Consider the following 20451-nt stretch of genomic DNA (forward strand, 5'->3'; position numbering starts at 1 on the left):
AAGATCTTTGTCTTGAATTCAAGTAGCTATGAAAATGAAGAAAAAATATGGATTTAGCTGGGGTATCCCTCTGTTTCTGATAGCAATGATCGGTATATTCCGCATGATACCGTCTTGGGCCGAGGCGTATGCCTGCCTGTTTTATCCCTTTATTTCGACTTTGCTCTCTGCTTTTTCTTCTTTATTTCCTTTTTCTGTGGGCGATTGTTTTATCGTCGGTACTTGTCTGTGGATTTTGATTTATCCTTTTTATGCCTGGCGGAAAAGAAAAGGGGCGAAAAAAACAGTCGGGACGATCATACGTGTCCTGATGTGGGTATATATTTGGTTTTATTTTGCCTGGGGATTGAATTATTTCCGTTTCCCTTTTTACGAGCGTACCGGTATAGCTAAAGCAGCATTTTCGGCAGAAAAATTTCAGGATTTTCTAACGGGATATGTCGGCAAACTGAACGAGAGTTACAGTAAGGCAGGAGATACGCTTTCGGGCTGGTATTTGGAGCGATATACGACGGCCGGCCCGATGAGTAAAATTCCTGTTGCCGGAGTTATACAGGAAGGATATGGAAAGATGGCTTCCCGTTTCGGTTTAGTTGAACCTGGAAAATTTTTACGGGTAAAGCCGATGTTGTGGAGTCGGTTGATGTCCCGGGTGGCTGTGACAGGATATATGGGGCCTTTCTTTACTGAATTCAATTTGAATCAGGAGTTATTGAGTGTCGAGTATCCTTTTACTTATGCTCATGAGTTGGCTCATCGTCTCGGGATCGCCAGTGAAGCCGAAGCCAATTTATACGCCTATCTGGTTACTTCTGCTGCTCAGGAACCTGCTATTCGTTTCAGCGGTTATTTCTCTATGCTGGGCTATGTGGTAAACAATGCCCGGAGATTACTTACAGAAGAGCAGTACCAGGAAATTGTAAAACGGATCCGACCTGAAATAGTAGAATTGTATAATAGCCATCTATTATATTGGCGTGAAAAATATAATCCCGGTATGGGACAAATACAACATCAAGTGTACAATGCTTACCTGAAAGGGAATCAGGTGAGTAGCGGTACTAAAAATTATTCTGAGGTAATCGGATTACTGATGTCCTTGCAAGAAGATCGAATCGTTTTGTAATAGTTATTTATTTTTTATGGACAGCAAAAGTTGCCTGCCGATTAACTTTTTGTTTTCCCGATAAATTTCAGATTTGATGATGCCTATTCCTTGGGCATACCAGGTAGAAATTTTATAACGTGTCGTTATACCTAAACAAGTGGTCTGTAGGTTAGATTCGATTTTATAACAAATAAAATCTCCTGCTGGTACTTTTATACGGGTTTGAGCCGTTACAACCCGGTTCTTTTGACTTATTCGGGTTTGCAGACTGCTTTGTTGGATGGTCATATATCCGTCTTCGAGGTGTTGTCCGACAGAGAGTGAACCGGGAAGTAAGAAGCCCGGGCCGGTGAATTGGCAGGTCTCGTTTTTCCGGATGTGAATAAAATTGGGCAGATAAGTATTCACATGCTTTTGTACACAGGAAGTGGTAAATGAAAAAGAGGGAATGACCACAGTTCGTTTTTTATCCCAAAGGGTTCCTGTATAGTGAATGACTGACAGCGAATCAGTGTTTTCGATCTTTTCTGTCGTCTGTTGGAAATAGTACCTCTCTGCCTGTTCACTGTCGATTTGGTAAAGAAGTTGTGTTCCTTTGTCGACGGAACAGAAAGGAGCTTTATGGTCGGTGATCCAGGCAGAACATGTGAGATATAAAATCGTAAAGATAAAGAACATTTGATCTTTCATAAACGGACGTTTTAATTGGAATACAATAAGTTTTGATAGATTTTGATTGATGTATACGTAATAGATTGAAAATAATTGTTTTAAAAAAAGAAAAATAATTATCTTTGTCCAGCTAAAGAGATATTTTTTTATCCAATTAAAACGTCCCTTTCTTTGAGGTGAAATTCCGATCGCAGCTCGTCCTTTTCTGTTAGTTATCCATCGGGAATCGTCTTGATTCGTATTCATCAGGTAGGTGGGAGGGGTGACTTTACCGGCAGGAGTGAAAATTATCGACGGTAAAAGTGGTAGGTTTAGTTCGTTACTAATTCTGCATTTAGTGTAAATATGTATATAAATAACTTTATGAAATATCCCGGATTTTCACTTGAATGTTGTCTTCCAAATCCAGCATTGCATTGATCAGAAAGAGATACCGGAATCGGGGGAGGTCTCCGAGGCCGATATCCTGTTCTTTTATGATGCCTCTTTCGAGAAGATAACGACGTTTCGTGCCATTGAGTAAATAAGTAGAAGGGGTAATGTATTGGTTTCCATCGTAAAAAACGACATTACTGTAACTGGTATCGGTGATCCTACCGTTTTGATAAATCAGGATTTCGTCGCATGTTCCTTTAGATTGCTGCAATTGGATCAGTTTATCCCGATCTGCATATTTAAAAGTATAATCGATGCCGCTGCCGTCGACAAGTTTTAAAGTATGAACCCGGCGGGGAGAGTAGGTTTCGAAATCGATTTTTCTGATTTCCTGATCGTAAATGATGCGGCATTTTAGGGTACCGAGACGCTTGTCTGGCGGTATTGATTCGGAGGATAAAGGAAGGAAGGTACTGTTCCCGAAATGTACCCGCTGGGTGTCGGTTATACGTTGCCAGTGAAGTTCGGGATGTATGAAACGGCCGTCGACAATTTTCAGACTTTCTATAAAGGCGTTTTTTATCATTATTTTATTTCTATTTCTGGATGGGTAAGTAAATTTTTTCGAGTATTTCCTGATATTCTTCTTTTGCCTGACTATTGACCGTAATACCACCGCCACTGCGGAAGTAATACCGGTTATCTACTTTCTCTATAAATCGGATCAGTACGGCACTATCGAGCGTTTGGCCGTCGAAATAACCGAATACTCCTGAATAATATCCCCTGGGCAATCCTTCGGCTTGACGGATCAGCTTTTGGGTTGCTGCTTTAGGGGCACCCGAAATAGAACCGGCGGGTAATAGCTTGAATAAAAGTGTTCCCAATTCGTTTTGCCATCCGTCGGGTAATTGCCCGCTGATTTCCGAGCTGGTTTGTAATATCTCACCCTGGGAAGTGTGAATCTTTTCTACGTAACGAAAGCGTTTCACTTGTACACGAGTGGCTACAATATTCAGATCGTTCCGGATGAGATCGACGATCGTATAATGTTCGCATGTTTCTTTATGATTTTGAAGCAAGCGGTTTTCTGCGTCGGGTAAAGTGGCATCGATGGTTCCCTTCATCGGGTAAGATAGGATCTCATTATTTTCGATCCGGACGAAGCTTTCGGGAGAAAAGCAAACCAATCGGTCAGGAAGTAAAAGTTTATAGCGGGCCTGACTGTGATAAAAGATTTGTTCTAAAGTGAGATTGGTTTCGATGGGGGTTCTTTCGGTCAGGTTGAGCAAAAAACTATCCCCGCGTGACAGGCCTTGATGTACGATCCTGAATTTTTCCTGGTATGTTTCAAAGCTACTGTGAAGAATTTTTATACGAGGTTCCGGAATAGGGGAAAGGGGCGTTTTATAATGACCGATGGTTCCGATCGTAAAATAAACGGATGGATCACTTAAGGGCTTTTCGACGAAAAATCCATGGATACCCTCGAAATCTACTCCAAATAGGAAAGGAATGCCGGCTCTACCACAACGGTTCATCTCTTCCCGTACAATTTCTGCTTTCATCTTTGTGTTATAAAATCCGTGGCAAAGATAATTCGGATTGCAGCATGTTGCGAAATAAATCTATTTTATTTGTTATTTTTGTATTCATGAAAAAAGTGCTCGTTATCGATAATTACGATTCGTTTGTATACAATGTGATTCAGTTGCTTCGGGAAGCTGTTGTTCCTGTTGGTTATGATATAGTCCGTAATGATAAGATCGATTTTTCTGGCTTAGGGGATTATGGAGGGATTCTTTTGTCGCCAGGACCGGGTATTCCGGCCGAAGCCGGGGAACTGTTAAAACTGATCGAATTCTGTAAGTATACTCATCCGATATTGGGCATTTGTTTGGGACATCAGGCGATTGCAGAGACATTCGGAGCTTCGTTATATAATTTATCTCGCCCTTTGCATGGACATCGCAGTGTTTTGAAGAAGGTAGATGAACACGATCCCCTGTTCGAAGATTTGGCCGATCCGATTCAAGTGGGCCGCTATCATTCCTGGGTGATCGATCCCGAAACAATGCCCGGAGAATTGATTACCAGCTCAATAGATGAACAAGGTCATATCATGTCTTTTTATCATACTGAATTACCTATCCATGGTATCCAGTTTCATCCGGAGTCTTACATCTCGGATTGTGGGTCTGGAATAATCAGGAATTGGTTGAAAATGGTCCGGTAAAGGTTTCCTGCAGAAGCTGCTGTTTACTTTACCTGATAAGGGGATAATTATATCAAGCCCATTTGTTTTAAAAGGATACTGGCGTTCATATTACTACTGATACCGGGATGAAGTTTGTAATCGTACGTAATTTGACTACCGGAATGGACAATCTCGAAGCAGACATTGAAAAAATGTTCCGGGAAATCGTCAGCCAGTTCTCCTAAAGCCAAATCGTGGGTTGCAACGAGGCCGGAGATAGGGTAAGAGAGTATCCTTTTTAAGAAAGCCAATGAACCGTTTAATTTATCCACCGAATTTGTTCCTTTCAGCATTTCGTCCAAAATGATGAATACTTTGTCTTCCTGCTGTGCGATGTTAACTAGTTGTTGAAGCCGGAGAAGCTCTGCGTGGAAGTAGGAAGTGTCTTTAGACAGACTATCGGTAGTCCGCATACTGGTGAAAAGCGTCATGGGCTGAAAAGCAAAATAGCGGCTGCAAACGACATTCCCGGATTGAGCTAAAATCAGATTTACCCCGATCGTACGCAAAAAGGTACTTTTACCGGCCATATTGGCTCCGGTGACAATGGCGATTTGGTGTAAGGAGCGGATACTGAAATCATTGGTGACGTTTCGTTCGCTTTTTAGTAAAGGATGTCCTATTTCTTCGGTGTCTAATAATCGATCCTGACAGATGACCGGGAGGCAATAAGCAGGATGGTTGAAACGATAATTGGCCATGCTGATCAAGGCATCGGCTTCACTAAGGACGTCTGTCCAGGTTTCGATGTCAGGTCCATATTTCTTTCTCCAGTGATCCAGACGGAGCAGGGTATGGAAATCTTTGAGGTATAGTCCGTTTAAAATGAAAGCGATGACAATGTTACCCCGTTGGTCGAGACTGTTCTGTATCCGGTGAAGTTGAGTCAAAGCTTGCAGGGAATTACTCTCCGGGGTAAACAAGCTGTGTCTTATTTTCTGAAGATAAGGGGAACGGAAAGATTGATCGTGGATTAACCGGACTAAAGGAAGATAATTGCTGATGGTTTTCAGAAACAGGTTGAGCCGTTGATGATAGGCATTGATTTTTTTGATATATAAGGCCAATGCCGAAAGTTGTAATAGGGATAGCACAAGGGAAATGGAAAAAGGCAGGGGGGTAAAGCTCGTTACCGCCCACGAAACGATTACAATCGTGTTGGCTATCCATAAAATCAGACGGACTGTGCTATGTTTTGAAAAGAATGGGGATTCGGTCGGTCCTGATTTTAAAATGACCGCATCGAGGGCTTGGGTCGGATGGAGTGCTCCGGCAGCACGAAAGTGTTGACACCATTCCGGTTCGGCGCATAATTCTTCTGCCGCTTGCTGACGGGAATGAATGACTTCCGGGTCTTTGCTGAGAGATAATAACCAGGATACCAACTTTTGGGTGCCGGAAAAAGTCACTGTCCGGTTTAAATGCTGGAAGAGGGAATCTTCCCCGAATAGGTCCAGGTCATGGGCATAAGGGTGGGCAGGATCGTTGAACCTTTCGCCTTGGTCAAGAGCAGAGAAATTACCGGCTAAATAATCCGATTCCAACGTGTTTATACGAAGTAGTTCTTCGATGAGATGTTGCCGGTAGATGATTTGGGAATCCCATAGAGTCAAAAAAATGAATACGAGAATAGCTCCTATACCCAAAAGTAAGAGAGGTTGAGTACTATGGTTGATCAGGAGGTAGATCAAAAAGATCATATAGCCGAAAGTGAGCAATTTGGCCAATGTAATCAGATTGCGCCGTTTTTTTATTTGCTTTAAACGGGCGGTATAGTGGTCTATCTGTTTCTGGTAATATTCATCGGGTTTCATTTTCGGAAATTTTGATTGTACAAAAATAAAAGGATAAATGGAAAAATAGTCAGAAATTTATACTTTTGCGCTCTCAAAATCGGACAGTTATTTTTTACAGGTAGTTAATTGAAGAGGAACGATGAATTTTCTGACGCTTATTGATTATATCGGTACATTTGCGTTTGCCATTAGTGGGATCCGTTTGGCTTCTGCTAAACGCTTCGATTGGTTCGGGGCTTATGTGGTTGGATTCGTTACAGCTGTCGGAGGAGGAACGATTCGGGATTTGTTGCTGGATGTTACCCCGTTCTGGATGTTGCAGTCTTCCTATCTGATCGTGACTGCCCTGGCTTTGGGATTTGTTATTCTGTTCGGGCGATATGTCATCAGGTTGAATAATACTTTTTTTATTTTCGATGCCATCGGTTTAGGGTTATTCGCCGTTGTCGGTATCGAGAAAAGCATCACTTATGGTTACCCCATGTGGGTAGGATTGATTATGGGTACTCTCACCGGAGCCGCCGGAGGAGTTTTGCGGGATACCCTGATCAATGAAGTCCCTTTGATTTTCCGAAAAGAGATCTATGCCCTGGCTTGTGTGTTCGGTGGCTTGGTTTACTATCTCTGTCTGTATTCCGGTTTAAATTCGACACTGACACAGATCATCGGGGCTGTTTCTGTCATCCTGATCCGGATTCTGGCTGTAAAGTATCACATCAGTCTGCCTAATCTGAAAGGGGAAAACTGAGTTGGAAAGTCTTTATGTAAGATTAATATCGAAAACGTTGTCATTTAGAATAACAAGTTTTATCTTTGTTCTGTTATAATTAGTCAGAAAAAAGTCTGAAATACTATTAATTTGAAATCAATTTTCTGATTTTTATTCAGAATGTATATGAAACCTGAAAATATTTTTGCTCAGATAGCTGAGGCTGGTGAAGAGGAACAGTTCGATTTGCTTTTTAAATCTCCTAATTGCCGGATCGACCGGATCGTTTCTTCCGGTCATAGTTCGCCCAAAGGATTTTGGTACGATCAGGAGAACGATGAATTTATATTATTGATTCAGGGAGAGGCTACGCTGGAATTTGAGGACCGCAAAGTGACATTGAAAAAAGGAGACTACCTGCATATTCCCAAAAATTGCAAACATCGGCTCGATAGTACCAGTATCGAGCCGGTATGTGTATGGTTGTGCGTGTTTGATATCGAATAGGGAAAAGGTTATTTTATCGATGTTATTTTGCAAGATGATTGCTGTGCTTTTGAAGCTTTAGTTCAGAAGTACGGGGAGAGTGTGGAGTTATCTCCGGTACTTATTTTTTCGGTGCCGGAGGTACGGTCGTTATTTTTTTACTTCTAGTTTTTCATTAATAATGTCTGTTATTTGTTCTTTCGGACGTAACCCGGTTACCGTAAAAGGTTTGCCGTTTTCGGGAATAAAGAGCATCAGTGGGATGCTGGAGGCATTGAATAATTGAGCTAATGCCGGTTCTTTATCCACATCCACTTTATAGATCTGAAGCTTATCTCCGTATTCTTTTTGAATCTCTTCCAAAATAGGAGATAGTTTTTTGCAAGGTGGACACCAGGTGGCATACATATCGATGATGGCCGGTTTATCACCGAGATACTTCCAGTCTTTATTCTTTTCGAAATCCCAAATCTGTACTTTGAATTCTTTCGTATTCAAATTTTTCACACTTTGGGCATCGGCATATGACAAAATTCCTGCTGAAAAAAATATCAATAACAGGATCCATGTTTTTTTCATAGCTAAAATATTAAGTAATTATTTGAACGACTATCGGAAATATATACAGATTCCCTGTGGACGAAGTTACAAAAAAGGGTATCTTTGCAAAGTTTAAAATAAAAGATTACTCCATGGTTGTTTTTCCACATGCGAAAATAAATATCGGTCTCTTTGTGACCGGGAAGAGAAATGACGGTTTTCATAATCTGGAAACGATTTTTTTCCCGGTGGGATGGTCTGATATACTCGAAATTGGGCGGGGAGAAGGAGAAAGCGGGAGTTTCCGATTTAAGAATACCGGTCTGGAAGTGGGAGGAGATCCCGGGAAAAATCTGGTGATTAAAGCTTATCACTTGTTGGCTGCCGATTTTCATTTGCCGGCCATACAAGTACACTTACATAAGATCATCCCTTTCGGTGCCGGTTTAGGGGGGGGATCGGCGGATGCAGCTTTTATGCTGAAAGCTTTGAATGCTTTTTTCGATCTTCGTCTCTCCGGGCAAAAGATGGTAACTTATGCTGCCCGCCTGGGGAGTGACTGTGCTTTTTTTATCGATGATCGTCCGGCATTTGCTTCCGGTAAGGGGGAGTTGCTGGAGCCGATAGAGCTTACGTTGGCCGGTTATCGGATCATCATAGTGAAACCCTCTTTCGGAGTATCTACGCCTGAAGCATATGCAGGGATCACTCCCCGGCCGGCCGGATATGATCTGCGTCAGCTCGGACAACTTCCGGTAAATACATGGAAAGAATATATCCGGAATGATTTTGAAGCGACTGTTTTTCAAAAATATCCCTCTCTAACTTTATTGAAGCAGCAATTGTATGAGCGGGGGGCTGAATTTGTGAGTATGAGCGGGAGCGGATCGGCTATTTATGGCTTGTTTAAGAAAGACCGGGAAATCAACCTGGATTTTCCCGATTGTTGTGTGTGGCAAGGAGAGACTTTAATTTAAAATATAACCTGTTCGAATTGTAATGAGAGCTTATCTGACGATTATATTAATTGGTTTGGTATCGGCATTTATCGGTATCATTCCTTTATTCAAAAGAAAGGCAGATAAATATACTGTTTTATCGGCTTTTGTGTTGTTTCTGATCATGCCCTATGTGGTTTATCACCTGAGTTTACCTTGGACACAATGGTGGTGGAAAGGTATGATCGTGTCTGCAGTTTTGACCCTCCCTCTGGTGATTACCTCGGGGCGGGGAAGTTCAAGATGTGCATTCCCGCTTTTATTGGCTTCTGTCGTAGTCGGTGCTTTTATTTCCTTTTTGGGACATTATTTATTGTAAATACCGGGGGAAAAAGGGAGGACAAGCCTTTCCGGACAGATTAACGGTTTTAAGCCTGAAGGACGAATCTTTTCCGAAAGTTGATCGGTGGAATTAGTCTCCCGATATCATTGTATTTTATCGAAGATTGTAGTTCCACCGATTGACAGGTTGTCTATACCGTCCAAAGGAAAGAGGTAAATTATAAGATTTCTCCTGTTGGATTTTAGTTTTTCAGGCTAAAAGAATAGAAAATGGCGGATATACCTCCGAAAATAAAGGCCAGACCTGTCCATACGATAATATTGAATATACCGAAAAGCGGATGGAAAATAATCAAAAAGGCAAAAATTAAGGTCAGGATTCCTCCTGTCAATACCCATCCCCAATTAGGAATACGGAAAGATTGCATTTGACTGGATTGACCGATAAAACCGATACCTACGAACATTAAGATAAATCCTACGACATAAGGTAACAGATCGGCTGCCCAGGCTAGATTACCTAATAATATAAATCCGATGACCAAATCCAGTATTCCGACGGCTAAGCCCCAGCCCCAGTTCCGGTAGCGTTGCCCTGCAAATGCATTTACAATTTCACCGATCCCATACAGGATAAACATGATACTGAAATAAACCGCCAGCGCAAAATAGGATTCAACCGGATTTCTGAATACCCATATACCGCAAAGAATAGAAAGAATACCGATAATTAGCATTAGCCACCAATATCGGTTGTTAGAAGAGTAAGTTTCTGTCGTTTCCATAACTATAAGTTTTAAATTATAGTTATTTAAACGAAAAAAGGCTGGTAATGTTTTAAGGGGGATTTTTTACTGTCGGCAGGATCATGATCTAGTCCTGCCGACAGTAAAAAGATTATTTTTCGTTATAGAGGTGTACATCCATTTGCGGGAAAGGAATATTGAGGTTTTCCTCTGCAAAGGTCTTGTATACTTTTTCGTTCATATCGAAAAAGACACCCCAATAATTTTCTGCTTTTACCCAGGCCCGAACGACAATGTCGACAGAACTGGAGTTAAGAGCGGTTAAAGCGATAAAATAATTGGGATCTTTCAATACTCTGGGATCATTATCTAAAAGCCGGGCAATGACAGCTTTTGCATGTTCGTAGCTATCACCGTAGCCGATTCCGAATACCCAGTCGACCCGCCGTTGCGATTCTTTCGAGTAGTTCATCATAATTCCGGTAGATAAGCCTCCGTTAGGAATGATGATCACCTTGTTATCGGTAGTCGTAATGATGGTATTGAAAATCTGGATCTCTTTCACTGTTCCCGACTGACCTTGTGCTTCGATATAATCTCCCACTTTAAACGGTTTGAAAAGCAGTATCATCACTCCACCGGCAAAATTTTGCAGTGTACCGCTCAATGCCATACCGACAGCGACACCGGCAGAAGCAAATAAAGCGATGAATGAGCTTGTCTCGATACCTAAAACACTGATAATGATAATCACTAAAGTGAAATTCAGGGTGATACTCACCAAACTCTTGGTAAAAGTGGCCAATGAAGCTTCGACATGCCGTTTCGTAAGTATGTTTATAACTAAACGATTTAATTTTTTTACAATCCAACGACCGATGAAGAACACCAGAAGTGCCACCAGTAACTTGGAACCGAATGAAACACTGAGATCAATAAGTTTATTGACCAATGTGTCCAAAGACATTGTAGATAAAGAATTTTCCATAATTAATTGATTTTTTTATTTATCACTCACTATAGAGATTTTTTATTTTTCTTCTTTTAGAGTTTCATTTATTGGTATTTTGAAGTATACTGAATCCTTGGGACATATCAAATTACGCTCCAAAGTTATCATATTTATATTTTTTTACAAAAATTACAACCGTAAAAGGCTTTATTCCACTTTCATTTTTAATGTTTCGCTAAATAATTGTATTTTTGTAACCTGTGAAAAATTAATCGTCAGAATACTATGAGCATAGAAAGTTTGTTGACCACCAAGGTGATAGAAGCTGTGAAGCAGTGCTATGACGCTGATGTGGATAAGGATAAAGTGCAGTTACAAGCTACCCGGAAAGAGTTTGCGGGAGATTTGACTGTAGTTGTTTTTCCATTTACGCGTTTTTCGAAGAAATCTCCGGAAGAGACGGGGAAAGAATTGGGGGGCTACCTGAAACAACACATTGAAGAGATTAAAGACTACAATGTGGTGAAAGGATTCTTGAATATCGAGATTTCAGCGGCTTATTGGTTAGGTGTATTGAACGAAGTGGCTCAGGACCCGAAGTATGGATATGTGCATGAAAATAGCGGGCATTCTTACATGATCGAGTATTCTTCGCCTAATACGAACAAACCTTTACATCTCGGTCATATCCGTAACAACCTGTTGGGTTGGTCGGTATCCGAGATACAAAAAGCCAATGGACATGAAGTGAGGATGGTAAATTTGGTGAATGACCGGGGAATACATATTTGTAAGAGTATGATTGCCTGGAAAAAGTTCGCTAATGGTGCTACTCCCGAGTCTACAGGTACGAAGGGCGACCATTTTGTCGGCGACTACTATGTTCGTTTCGATAAGGAATATAAAGCTGAAATAAAAGCTTTGATGGAAAAGGAGGGAATGGAAGAAGAAGAGGCCAAGAAAAAAGCTCCGATCTTGCTGGAAGCGCAGGAAATGCTGCGTAAATGGGAAGCCGGTGATGAAGAGACCGTGAGTTTGTGGCGTACTATGAACGATTGGGTGTTGAAAGGTTTCGACGAAACCTATCGCTTGATGGGGGTGGGTTTCGATAAAGTATATTTCGAATCACAAACGTATAAAAAAGGCCGTGACATTGTCCTGAAAGGTTTAGCTGACGGTGTACTCTACCGGAAAGAAACCGGTAGTGTCTGGGCCGACTTGACCGGAGACGGGCTGGATCATAAATTACTGTTACGGGACGACGGTACTTCGGTTTATATGACTCAGGATATAGGTACGGCCTACGAACGCTTCAATGAATTCGATATGGATGAAATGATCTATGTCGTCGGAAATGAACAGAATTATCATTTCCAGGTACTTTCATTGATTTGTGGTAAATTGGGTTTCCCCTGGGCGGATAAAATTAAGCATTTGTCTTACGGAATGGTTGAATTACCTGAGGGAAAGATGAAATCCCGTGAAGGTACGGTTGTCGATGCCGATGATCTGATGGCTGAAATGATCGATACAGCCAGAGAAACTTCTCAGGAATTAGGAAAATTGGACGGCTATTCCGAAGCTGAGGCCGAAGAGGTATACCGGAAAGTGGCTTTGGGGGCGTTGAAATATTTTATTCTGAAAGTAGACCCCAAAAAGACCATGATGTTCAACCCGAAAGAATCGATCGATTTTAACGGAAATACCGGTCCTTTTATACAATATACTTATGCGCGTATTCAGTCGGTATTACGTAAGGCCGCAGACGCAGGGGCATCACCTTTGTCGGCGGATACACATATTCAGCTCTCGGAAAAAGAACAGAATCTGATTAAATTGGTGGCTAAATTGCCTGACGTGGTGAAAGAAGCAGGGACAACCTATAGTCCGGCATTATTGGCTAATTACGCTTATGACCTGGCTAAAGAATTCAATCAGTTTTACCATGATTTTTCTATTCTGAAAGAAGAAAATGAAGCTTTGAGAAATTTCCGTTTGTTGCTGGCTAAACAATGTGGTGAGGCGATTAAAAATGCCATGGGAATGTTAGGCATTGAGATGCCGGAAAGAATGTGATCGGGAAATGGGGTATGAATCTGACCAATTATCATAGTCATTGTTCTTTTTGTGACGGAAAAGCTCCTATGGAAGATTTTGTGAAGTCGGCTATCGCTGCCGGCTTTACTTCTTACGGTATATCTTCACATGCTCCGCTTCCTTTCGAGACGTGCTGGACTTTATCGCAAGAGCGGGTGCCCGATTATTTACAGGAAATTGGGCGGTTGAAACAGAGATATGCAGGAGAAATCGAGATCTATGCCGGTTTGGAAATAGACTATCTGAATGAAATTCAGAATCCGGCTAATTCCTATTTTCAGGCTTTACCGTTGGATTACCGGATCGGATCGGTCCATTTGGTGTATACTGACGAAGAGGAAATTATCGATACAGATACCGATCCTGAAAATTTCCGGTATTTATTGGAAAAGCATTTTCGTGGGAATTTGCAGGAGATGGTCACCCGCTATTTTGTTGCAGCCATGCGTATGGTGGAAGCGGGAGGTTTTGATTTTGTCGGACATGCCGATAAGATTTCTTATAATGCCGGGATTTGTCAACCGGATCTATTCCGGCAGGGCTGGTTTACCGATATGTTGAAGGAATACTTTACGCTGATTGCTGAAAGAGGTATCATGATGGAAATCAATACTAAAGCTTTTTTACGTAAAGGGTGTTTTTTTCCGGATATCCGGCATTTTGCCTTTATTCGTGCTTTGGGGATACCGGTACTGGTTAATTCTGATGCCCACCGTCCGGATTTGATCAATGCCGGGCGGGCGGAGGCTTTACAGGCGCTGAAAGAAGCTGGATTCCATACCGTTAGACAATTGCAGGGAGGAAAGTGGATCGATGTGCCGATTGCTTGAGAGATCAGTAGGGATGAACCTGGAAAGTTCCGGAAAAATTCGAATAAAAGAATTGATTTTTAACTGACAAACTTTCTATACAATGGACAGTTGGGTGATCGTACAAACCTTTATAAATCCGCAGGAAGCCTATATGGCTAAGGCTTTTTTAGAATCTGCCGGGATCGAAACCCGGATGCAGGATGAATTGACGGTCCGGACGGGGATCCATGCACAGGCAATCGGTGGAGTAAAGCTGCTCGTCCGGCATGAATGTTGGCAGGAAGCTCTGAAAGTCCTTGAAGAAGGTTTCTCCCTTATTCCGGCCGGCCTGGAAGTGCCGTAGTTGTGGAAAAGCTTGGAAATATAAATAATTTAAACGATGAAAAAATCGATTCATTTTATACCATCGTCGCTCGTTTGTTCGGTAGCTATTGATTTGACCGTGGAGGATGGGGTGATCCGGGAAGTTTGTTTCGAAGGAGGATGCAGCGGAAATCTGCAAGGAATTTCGATGTTGGTAAGGGGAATGAAAGTAGAGGAGGTAATAGAAAGATTGGAAGGTATACAATGTGGAAGTAAACGTACTTCCTGTCCGGATCAATTGGTGAAAGCGCTGAAAGAAATAGAACGGTGTTAAAGGATTTTTTGTTTTTAATGGGAAGTAATTAAAATGAGTATTGATTTAAATCAGGCATTGGAATATGCGGTAGCCTGGGCGAAAGAAGTTGGAAAGATACAGCTTTCCTATTTCAGGGGAAATGATTTGGGTATACAAACCAAATCGAATGTGTACGATGTGGTAACAAGAGCCGATAAAGAAAGTGAAGCTTTTCTGTTGGATAAGATTCAGAAGCACTATCCCGGGCATGCAGTCCTTGGGGAAGAAAGCGGTGCTCATGCCGGTACTGCCGAGTATCGGTGGGTGATCGATCCTTTGGACGGTACGAATAATTATAGCCAGGGATTACCTGTATTTACAGTATCTATCGGGTTGCAATACCGGGAAGAAACCATTCTGGGGGTTGTTTATGCGCCGTATCTCGGCGAGTTGTATACGGCAATCAGGGACAGAGGAGCCCGGTACAATGGAAAAGTGATCCGTGTTGCTGAAAAACAGGATTTGGCTCATTCTGTTTTGGGAACAGGATTTCCTTACGATAAAGATGTAAATCCGGATAATAATGCTGCAAATCTGGCTGCAATCCTGCCTTCCATCCGGGGGATAAGACGAATGGGCTCGGCTGCTTATGATTTATGCTGCGTCGCTGCCGGTTGGTTGGACGGATATTGGGAATTGGCATTACAGCCCTGGGATATGTGTGCCGGAGCCTTGATTGTACAGGAAGCCGGAGGCATCGTCCGCAGATTCAGGGAAAACCGGGGTATTTCTATACTGGCAGGAAATGCGGCGCTCGTTGAGAAAATGGGTGAAAAAATACAATGATTTGATTTGAAATTAAGTTATGGCAACTTCCAGAGAGATGACAGCAGGGCCCGCGCTGCCACTTATTTTCAATTTTACGATGCCCTTGCTTTGGGGCAATTTGCTTCAACAGACTTATTCGTTGGTAGATGCTGCTATTGTCGGAAAATTCTTGGGAATAAATGCGTTGGCTGCTGTCGGAGCCAGTAGTTCCGTGATTTTCCTGATTTTGGGTTTCTGTAATGGGTGTAGTTGTGGTTTCGGTATTCCGGTGGCCCAGAAGTTCGGTGCCCGTGATTATGTCATGATGCGGCGTTATGTGGCTGTGAGTTTGCAGCTTTCGTTGGTGATGTCTGTTATGATTGCTTTGATTACCAGTATCTATTGTGCAGATATCTTGAGGATTATGCGTACACCGGAGAATATCTTCGAGGGTGCGTATGCCTACTTGCTGGTGACTTTTATCGGAGTACCCTGTACGTTTCTGTACAATCTTCTATCCAGCATTATCCGTGCATTGGGAGATAGTAAGACACCGTTTTGGTTTCTGCTCTTTTCGACTATACTCAATATTATCCTGGACCTTTTCTGTATTCTGGTATTGAAATGGGGAGTTTTGGGAGCGGCGATCGCTACTGTTTTTTCTCAGGGAATTTCTGCCTTATTGTGTTATGTATACATGTACAGGCATTTTCAGATACTGAAAGGGGAAGCCAAAGAGCATAAATTTCAGTTGCATCTGGCAAGGACTTTATTAAATATCGGCGTACCGATGGGATTACAGTTTTCGATCACTGCGATCGGTAGTATTATGCTTCAAAGTGCAAATAATGCCTTGGGAACGGCTTGTGTGGCTGCTTTTACCTCTGCTATGCGGATCAAAATGTTTTTTATCTGTCCTTTTGAAAGTTTGGGAATCGCTATGGCGACTTATTGCGGACAAAATTACGGAGCAGGTAAGCCGAAACGTATCTGGCAAGGGATCAAAGCCAGTGGGGTGATGATGCTGATTTACGCCTTACTGACCTTTGTCGTTTTAATGGTCGGGGCGAGGACGTTGGCTTTACTTTTTGTAGATACTACCGAACTGGAAATATTGAAAAATACGGAGTTGTTTTTGCACGTATCTGCCTATTTCTTTCCTTTCCTGGGATTGCTTTGTATCCTGCGTTACACCATTCAGGGGGCAGGGTATACGAATCTGGCTATGCTTTCCGGAGTTTCCGAAATGATAGCCCGTACCCTGGTCAGCATATATGCCGTACCGGTATACGGTTATATTGCAGTTTGTTTCGGCGATCCGACAGCCTGGCTGGCAGCCGATCTCTTTCTGATTCCAGCCTTTATTTATGTCTACCGGAAATTGAAAGAGCTCAGATGTCCGTTGACGGAAGGCTGAAAGGATAAGCTGACCGGACGATCAGGCCAAAACCTGATGCCGGGTCTGTAAGATCGAATTTTTTAGAATACGTTTGGCTGTGAGATATCCCTCTTCATAGATCTCTCTGATGTGTTCCAGATCGAACATGCTGTATTTGGTCATATTTTGGGGGGATATGAATACATCGCACATATTCCGGTCGATATCGGTATTCCGGTCCAGACCCAGATGAAAAGAACGGATAGCCATACCGATCATGTTGGTGATTTTTTCCGAAGTATCTATCGAATTGATTTCGACGGCTATAATTTTCTCGCAACGCTTGCGTATGGGACGTACGGGAAGATTCATAAAGACTCCTCCGTCGACATAATCGACATGATCGATTTCCCGGGGAGTAAAGACTACCGGGATAGAGCAGGAAGCAATAATGCAGGGGAGAAGTTCTCCCTTTTCAAAATGGACGGGTACAGCTCCGTTAATGTCACTGGCTGTAATGACCAGGGGAATTTTCAGTTCTTCAAAAGTCTTGACATGCAGAAATTCTGCCAGCCGTTCTTCCATACCGTTCATAATCATGATCCCTTTCTTCGACATGGTGGGACGGGCAAAATGCAAAATTTTTTTTCCCAGGAAAAAATTCAAACATTCTTCGGGGGTATGACCGGCGGCAATCATGGCTCCGACAATCGAGCCGGCACTGGTGCCCGAGATGATATCGGGACGGAGGCCTGCTTCATACATGGCTTGTACGACTCCGATGTGGGCGAAGCCCCGGGCTCCACCGCCGCTGAGCACCAATCCTAACCGATATCGAGGTGTTGTATCCATAAATAATAGTTTCTAATTACCGATTTGTACGAAAATCCCGAGGTGGGGTTTTCATTGGCCAAAAATATAAAAGAAATTGTTTATTTGAGAGTATTCTTATCAGTTTAAATAATAGTTCTAAACCTGAAATTTATGAAAAGATATTTTTTACCTTTTACCTTTAATTTTTATCTTTGCACCTCAAATCAAAACAAATAAGATGCAGGAAAAAATTTTGATATTGGACTTCGGATCGCAGTACACCCAGTTGATTGCGAGAAGAGTCCGGGAATTGAATGTATATTGTGAGATTTATCCTTACAATCATTATCCGGCTCTCGACTCCTCTGTAAAAGGAGTTATTCTTTCCGGAAGTCCTTTTTCCGTCAGGGATGATAAAGCTCCTCAGCCGGATCTGACGGCGATAAAAGGTCAGTTGCCTTTATTGGGAGTGTGTTTTGGCGCTCAGTATTTGGCTCATCATTTCGGAGGAGAGGTAAAGGCTTCTAACAAACGTGAATATGGCAGGGCGAATTTAGCTTTCGTCGATAAAACAAGTAAGCTGTTTAAAGGTATCGGCGATAATTCACAGGTATGGATGTCACATGGAGATACGATAGAAAAATTACCGGCAGGCTGTCAGGTGATTGCCAGTACCAAAGATGTGAAAAATGCCGCTTTTAAGGTAGAGAACGAGATTACTTACGGTATTCAGTTCCATCCTGAAGTATATCATAGTACCGAGGGAACTTGTCTGCTTCGCAACTTTGTGGTGGGTATCTGCGGATGTTCACAGAACTGGACCCCCGATTCTTTTGTAGAGACGACAGTGGCTGAATTAAAACAGAAATTGGGAGACGACCGGGTGATTCTGGGATTATCCGGTGGGGTGGATTCTACTGTAGCAGCTATGTTATTGCATCGGGCTGTTGGTAAAAATCTGACCTGTATCTTTGTTGATAATGGTTTGCTGAGAAAAGACGAATATAAAACGGTTCTGGAGAATTATAAAGAGTTAGGACTGAATGTGGTCGGAGCGGAATCCGGAGATTTGTTTTTAGGACGTCTGGCAGGTGTCACCGAACCTGAAAAGAAACGGAAAATTATCGGAAGTACTTTTATCGATGTTTTCGATCAGGAAGCTTCTAAAATAGAAGATGCCAAATGGCTGGGACAAGGTACGATCTATCCCGATGTGATTGAATCGCTTTCGGTAAACGGACCTTCACAGACTATTAAATCCCATCACAACGTAGGAGGTTTGCCCGATTATATGAAATTAAAACTGGTAGAACCTCTCCGTTTGTTATTTAAAGATGAAGTTCGCCGGGTAGGAAAAAGTCTTGGTTTGCCGGATAAATTCCTGCAACGTCATCCTTTCCCAGGTCCGGGCTTGGCTATCCGGATCTTAGGCGAGATCACTCCCGAAAAAGTAAGACTTTTGCAAGAAGCCGATCACATTTTTATTTCTATGCTTCAGGAAGAAGGATTGTATAATAAAGTCTGGCAGGCCGGAGTGATGCTGCTACCGGTACAGAGTGTCGGTGTGATGGGAGATGAGCGGACTTATGAAAGTGTGGTTGCGCTTCGGGCAGTTGAATCGACAGATGGCATGACCGCCGATTGGTGTCACTTGCCTTATGAATTTCTGGCCCGGGTTTCCAATCGGATTATAAATAATGTCCGGGGGATCAACCGTGTTGTTTATGACATCAGTTCAAAACCACCTGCAACAATCGAGTGGGAATAATCTATAAACCAGTCCTAATGACTGTTTTTTATAACTCACGGAGGTAGGAGCTATGCCTCGTGAGTTATTCTATTTTAAAAATAGATTTAGTTTTATTACCTTTGAAGCCGTGAGATCGTAAATTATCACGTGGGAATAACTGGCTGGTAAGTTGTCCTTGGGGGCAGCTTATTTTTTTAGAGATAAAGGTAGATCCCTGTATAATAGGAAAATAAAAACAATTGGTTTATGAAAAATAATGCGGATGAAATAAGGAGATTAAAAGAACGATTAGGGCAGGGGACTTTAAAAACGGTGATTATTCCTCATATTTCGGCAGATGGTGATGCGGCAGGCTCTTGTTCGGCTTTGTCTGAAGTGTTGCAGCAAGTGGGAATAGAATGGCATATCCTGACCTGTGATTTTATTCCGGAATATCTCCGTTTTTTGAAAAATATCTCTTCGGCTATTTCTTTTCAGGAAAAACCGGAAGAATGTAAACGCTTACTTGCCGATGCCGACCTTATTTTTATGCTCGATCACAATACAGTTGCCCGGGAAGGTGACCTTGAAAATTGGGTGGTGGCTTCTCCTGCCGGGCGTGTAATCATCGACCATCATCCGGATCCCGATCCGCAACAATACGTAATCTCCGATACTCAGGTTTCTTCGACTTGTGAACTACTCTATATCGTCATGTCACAGATTTGGGGAAAGGAGATCGTTACTCCGGATATCGCCGGCGCTTTGTACACCGGCATTAATACCGATACGGGAGGATTGAGTCATAATTCTTCTCATCCGCAGACCTATCGGATTATCGCAGACCTGTTGGAAGCAGGATTGGACAAAGCTTATATCCATGAACGGATTTATCAAATGAACAATTTATCCCGTCTGCGTCTGATTGGAAATGTTTTACTCAATAAACTGGAGGTGAATGAACAATATCCGGTGGCTATTATGCCGATTACCCGGGAAGAATTAGACCGCTATAATTACAAAGACGGAGACTTGGAAGGGTTGGTCAATATTCCGCTCTCTGTTCACAATGTCTGTGTATCGGTACAAATCACGGAACGCAGGGAAAGGGTAAAATTATCTTTTCGTTCTAAGGGAAATGTGCCGGTCAATGAATGGGCTAAGGCTTTTTTCAATGGGGGAGGTCATTTGAATGCTGCCGGAGGACAGATGGATTTGCCGCTGGCAGAAGTGGTGAGAAAGGTAAAAGAAACGATTCCCTGGTTTTTCGAACAACTAAAAAACAGCGGTATTTAA

The 20451-nt window shown here is 42.4% G+C and carries 22 protein-coding genes; 14 read left to right on the forward strand and 8 right to left on the reverse strand.

What is annotated here, in order from left to right; genetic code table 11:
- Nucleotides 1-28 precede the first annotated feature (28 nt).
- On the forward strand, nt 29-1126 hold the full coding sequence (locus tag AC5RDS_RS16735) for a DUF3810 domain-containing protein (protein WP_013610906.1): 1098 nt from the start codon (nt 29-31) through the stop codon (nt 1124-1126).
- 3 nt (nt 1127-1129) lie between these two features.
- On the opposite strand, the gene AC5RDS_RS16740 is transcribed toward AC5RDS_RS16735, so the two are convergent.
- The 3 genes from AC5RDS_RS16740 to AC5RDS_RS16750 all read right to left on the reverse strand — a co-directional run bounded on the left by AC5RDS_RS16740 (nt 1130) and on the right by AC5RDS_RS16750 (nt 3723).
- Entirely contained in the window at nt 1130-1798 is a 669-nt protein-coding gene (locus AC5RDS_RS16740; protein ID WP_013610907.1) for a TapB family protein, read from the reverse strand.
- 343 nt (nt 1799-2141) lie between these two features.
- Entirely contained in the window at nt 2142-2741 is a 600-nt protein-coding gene (locus tag AC5RDS_RS16745; protein ID WP_013610908.1) for an aminotransferase class IV, read from the reverse strand.
- Nucleotides 2742-2751: 10 nt separating this feature from the next.
- Nucleotides 2752-3723, reverse strand: a complete 972-nt coding sequence (locus AC5RDS_RS16750) for an aminodeoxychorismate synthase component I (protein WP_013610909.1) — start codon at nt 3721-3723, stop codon at nt 2752-2754.
- 86 nt (nt 3724-3809) lie between these two features.
- Between AC5RDS_RS16750 and AC5RDS_RS16755 the strand changes: the two genes are divergently transcribed.
- Nucleotides 3810-4391 (forward strand): anthranilate synthase component II, encoded by a 582-nt coding sequence (locus tag AC5RDS_RS16755; RefSeq protein ID WP_041557156.1) that lies wholly within the window; start codon nt 3810-3812, stop codon nt 4389-4391.
- A 47-nt stretch (nt 4392-4438) separates the two neighbouring features.
- Here the strand turns inward: AC5RDS_RS16755 and AC5RDS_RS16760 are convergent, their stop codons facing one another.
- A complete protein-coding gene (locus tag AC5RDS_RS16760) occupies nt 4439-6226 on the reverse strand; it encodes a MutS-related protein (RefSeq protein WP_022161037.1) in 1788 nt (595 codons plus the stop codon).
- A 121-nt stretch (nt 6227-6347) separates the two neighbouring features.
- Here AC5RDS_RS16760 and AC5RDS_RS16765 point away from each other — a divergent pair, with 121 nt between their 5' ends.
- Together AC5RDS_RS16765 and AC5RDS_RS16770 are read left to right on the forward strand one after the other, a co-directional pair.
- Nucleotides 6348-6956 (forward strand): trimeric intracellular cation channel family protein, encoded by a 609-nt coding sequence (locus AC5RDS_RS16765; RefSeq protein ID WP_013610912.1) that lies wholly within the window; start codon nt 6348-6350, stop codon nt 6954-6956.
- Between the two features lie 147 nt (nt 6957-7103).
- Nucleotides 7104-7424, forward strand: coding sequence for a cupin domain-containing protein (locus tag AC5RDS_RS16770; RefSeq protein WP_013610913.1), 321 nt, complete (start codon nt 7104-7106; stop codon nt 7422-7424).
- Nucleotides 7425-7553: 129 nt separating this feature from the next.
- Here AC5RDS_RS16770 and AC5RDS_RS16775 read toward each other — a convergent pair whose 3' ends face one another.
- Nucleotides 7554-7982 carry a thioredoxin family protein gene (locus AC5RDS_RS16775; RefSeq protein ID WP_046406005.1) on the reverse strand — a complete coding sequence of 143 codons (429 nt, stop codon included), beginning with the start codon at nt 7980-7982 and terminating at the stop codon, nt 7554-7556.
- A gap of 113 nt (nt 7983-8095) precedes the next feature.
- Here AC5RDS_RS16775 and ispE point away from each other — a divergent pair, with 113 nt between their 5' ends.
- Nucleotides 8096-8920, forward strand: coding sequence for a 4-(cytidine 5'-diphospho)-2-C-methyl-D-erythritol kinase (gene ispE, locus AC5RDS_RS16780; RefSeq protein ID WP_013610915.1), 825 nt, complete (start codon nt 8096-8098; stop codon nt 8918-8920).
- Nucleotides 8921-8942: 22 nt separating this feature from the next.
- Complete coding sequence (locus AC5RDS_RS16785) at nt 8943-9260, forward strand: hypothetical protein (protein WP_013610916.1); 318 nt, start codon at nt 8943-8945, stop codon at nt 9258-9260.
- Nucleotides 9261-9465: 205 nt separating this feature from the next.
- Here AC5RDS_RS16785 and AC5RDS_RS16790 read toward each other — a convergent pair whose 3' ends face one another.
- Nucleotides 9466-10008 (reverse strand): HdeD family acid-resistance protein, encoded by a 543-nt coding sequence (locus AC5RDS_RS16790; protein ID WP_013610917.1) that lies wholly within the window; start codon nt 10006-10008, stop codon nt 9466-9468.
- 112 nt (nt 10009-10120) lie between these two features.
- Entirely contained in the window at nt 10121-10957 is an 837-nt protein-coding gene (locus AC5RDS_RS16795) for a mechanosensitive ion channel family protein (protein WP_013610918.1), read from the reverse strand.
- 249 nt (nt 10958-11206) lie between these two features.
- On the opposite strand from AC5RDS_RS16795, the gene argS reads away from it, so the two are divergent.
- From argS to AC5RDS_RS16825, 6 genes are all read left to right on the forward strand, one after another.
- Nucleotides 11207-12997: an arginine--tRNA ligase gene (gene argS, locus AC5RDS_RS16800; protein WP_022160328.1), complete on the forward strand. Its 1791-nt coding sequence runs from the start codon at nt 11207-11209 to the stop codon at nt 12995-12997.
- A 14-nt stretch (nt 12998-13011) separates the two neighbouring features.
- A complete protein-coding gene (locus tag AC5RDS_RS16805; protein WP_013610920.1) occupies nt 13012-13848 on the forward strand; it encodes a histidinol-phosphatase in 837 nt (278 codons plus the stop codon).
- Between the two features lie 82 nt (nt 13849-13930).
- Nucleotides 13931-14173 carry a putative signal transducing protein gene (locus tag AC5RDS_RS16810; RefSeq protein ID WP_013610921.1) on the forward strand — a complete coding sequence of 81 codons (243 nt, stop codon included), beginning with the start codon at nt 13931-13933 and terminating at the stop codon, nt 14171-14173.
- A gap of 36 nt (nt 14174-14209) precedes the next feature.
- A complete protein-coding gene (locus tag AC5RDS_RS16815; protein ID WP_013610922.1) occupies nt 14210-14467 on the forward strand; it encodes a TIGR03905 family TSCPD domain-containing protein in 258 nt (85 codons plus the stop codon).
- Nucleotides 14468-14500: 33 nt separating this feature from the next.
- On the forward strand, nt 14501-15274 hold the full coding sequence (locus AC5RDS_RS16820; protein WP_013610923.1) for an inositol monophosphatase family protein: 774 nt from the start codon (nt 14501-14503) through the stop codon (nt 15272-15274).
- Between the two features lie 19 nt (nt 15275-15293).
- Complete coding sequence (locus AC5RDS_RS16825) at nt 15294-16652, forward strand: MATE family efflux transporter (protein WP_195305805.1); 1359 nt, start codon at nt 15294-15296, stop codon at nt 16650-16652.
- A 21-nt stretch (nt 16653-16673) separates the two neighbouring features.
- Here AC5RDS_RS16825 and AC5RDS_RS16830 read toward each other — a convergent pair whose 3' ends face one another.
- Nucleotides 16674-17465 carry a patatin-like phospholipase family protein gene (locus AC5RDS_RS16830; RefSeq protein WP_013610925.1) on the reverse strand — a complete coding sequence of 264 codons (792 nt, stop codon included), beginning with the start codon at nt 17463-17465 and terminating at the stop codon, nt 16674-16676.
- Nucleotides 17466-17664: 199 nt separating this feature from the next.
- Between AC5RDS_RS16830 and guaA the strand changes: the two genes are divergently transcribed.
- Together guaA and AC5RDS_RS16840 are read left to right on the forward strand one after the other, a co-directional pair.
- The gene (gene guaA / locus AC5RDS_RS16835; protein WP_013610926.1) at nt 17665-19194 is read left to right on the forward strand and encodes a glutamine-hydrolyzing GMP synthase; all 1530 of its coding nucleotides are present in this window, start codon (nt 17665-17667) and stop codon (nt 19192-19194) included.
- A gap of 228 nt (nt 19195-19422) precedes the next feature.
- Nucleotides 19423-20451, forward strand: a complete 1029-nt coding sequence (locus AC5RDS_RS16840) for a DHH family phosphoesterase (protein WP_013610927.1) — start codon at nt 19423-19425, stop codon at nt 20449-20451.

Source organism: Odoribacter sp. (assembly GCF_985060555.1).

Excerpts from the sequence above, each read along its gene's own strand:
- AC5RDS_RS16735 (WP_013610906.1), top strand. The coding sequence starts at position 29 with ATGAAAATGAAGAAAAAATATGGATTTAGCTGGGGTATCCCTCTGTTT.
- AC5RDS_RS16740 (WP_013610907.1), bottom strand. The coding sequence starts at position 1,798 with ATGAAAGATCAAATGTTCTTTATCTTTACGATTTTATATCTCACATGT.
- AC5RDS_RS16745 (WP_013610908.1), bottom strand. The coding sequence starts at position 2,741 with ATGATAAAAAACGCCTTTATAGAAAGTCTGAAAATTGTCGACGGCCGT.
- AC5RDS_RS16750 (WP_013610909.1), bottom strand. The coding sequence starts at position 3,723 with ATGAAAGCAGAAATTGTACGGGAAGAGATGAACCGTTGTGGTAGAGCC.
- AC5RDS_RS16755 (WP_041557156.1), top strand. The coding sequence starts at position 3,810 with ATGAAAAAAGTGCTCGTTATCGATAATTACGATTCGTTTGTATACAAT.
- AC5RDS_RS16760 (WP_022161037.1), bottom strand. The coding sequence starts at position 6,226 with ATGAAACCCGATGAATATTACCAGAAACAGATAGACCACTATACCGCC.
- AC5RDS_RS16765 (WP_013610912.1), top strand. The coding sequence starts at position 6,348 with ATGAATTTTCTGACGCTTATTGATTATATCGGTACATTTGCGTTTGCC.
- AC5RDS_RS16770 (WP_013610913.1), top strand. The coding sequence starts at position 7,104 with ATGAAACCTGAAAATATTTTTGCTCAGATAGCTGAGGCTGGTGAAGAG.
- AC5RDS_RS16775 (WP_046406005.1), bottom strand. The coding sequence starts at position 7,982 with ATGAAAAAAACATGGATCCTGTTATTGATATTTTTTTCAGCAGGAATT.
- ispE (WP_013610915.1), top strand. The coding sequence starts at position 8,096 with ATGGTTGTTTTTCCACATGCGAAAATAAATATCGGTCTCTTTGTGACC.
- AC5RDS_RS16785 (WP_013610916.1), top strand. The coding sequence starts at position 8,943 with ATGAGAGCTTATCTGACGATTATATTAATTGGTTTGGTATCGGCATTT.
- AC5RDS_RS16790 (WP_013610917.1), bottom strand. The coding sequence starts at position 10,008 with ATGGAAACGACAGAAACTTACTCTTCTAACAACCGATATTGGTGGCTA.
- AC5RDS_RS16795 (WP_013610918.1), bottom strand. The coding sequence starts at position 10,957 with ATGGAAAATTCTTTATCTACAATGTCTTTGGACACATTGGTCAATAAA.
- argS (WP_022160328.1), top strand. The coding sequence starts at position 11,207 with ATGAGCATAGAAAGTTTGTTGACCACCAAGGTGATAGAAGCTGTGAAG.
- AC5RDS_RS16805 (WP_013610920.1), top strand. The coding sequence starts at position 13,012 with ATGAATCTGACCAATTATCATAGTCATTGTTCTTTTTGTGACGGAAAA.
- AC5RDS_RS16810 (WP_013610921.1), top strand. The coding sequence starts at position 13,931 with ATGGACAGTTGGGTGATCGTACAAACCTTTATAAATCCGCAGGAAGCC.
- AC5RDS_RS16815 (WP_013610922.1), top strand. The coding sequence starts at position 14,210 with ATGAAAAAATCGATTCATTTTATACCATCGTCGCTCGTTTGTTCGGTA.
- AC5RDS_RS16820 (WP_013610923.1), top strand. The coding sequence starts at position 14,501 with ATGAGTATTGATTTAAATCAGGCATTGGAATATGCGGTAGCCTGGGCG.
- AC5RDS_RS16825 (WP_195305805.1), top strand. The coding sequence starts at position 15,294 with ATGGCAACTTCCAGAGAGATGACAGCAGGGCCCGCGCTGCCACTTATT.
- AC5RDS_RS16830 (WP_013610925.1), bottom strand. The coding sequence starts at position 17,465 with ATGGATACAACACCTCGATATCGGTTAGGATTGGTGCTCAGCGGCGGT.
- guaA (WP_013610926.1), top strand. The coding sequence starts at position 17,665 with ATGCAGGAAAAAATTTTGATATTGGACTTCGGATCGCAGTACACCCAG.
- AC5RDS_RS16840 (WP_013610927.1), top strand. The coding sequence starts at position 19,423 with ATGAAAAATAATGCGGATGAAATAAGGAGATTAAAAGAACGATTAGGG.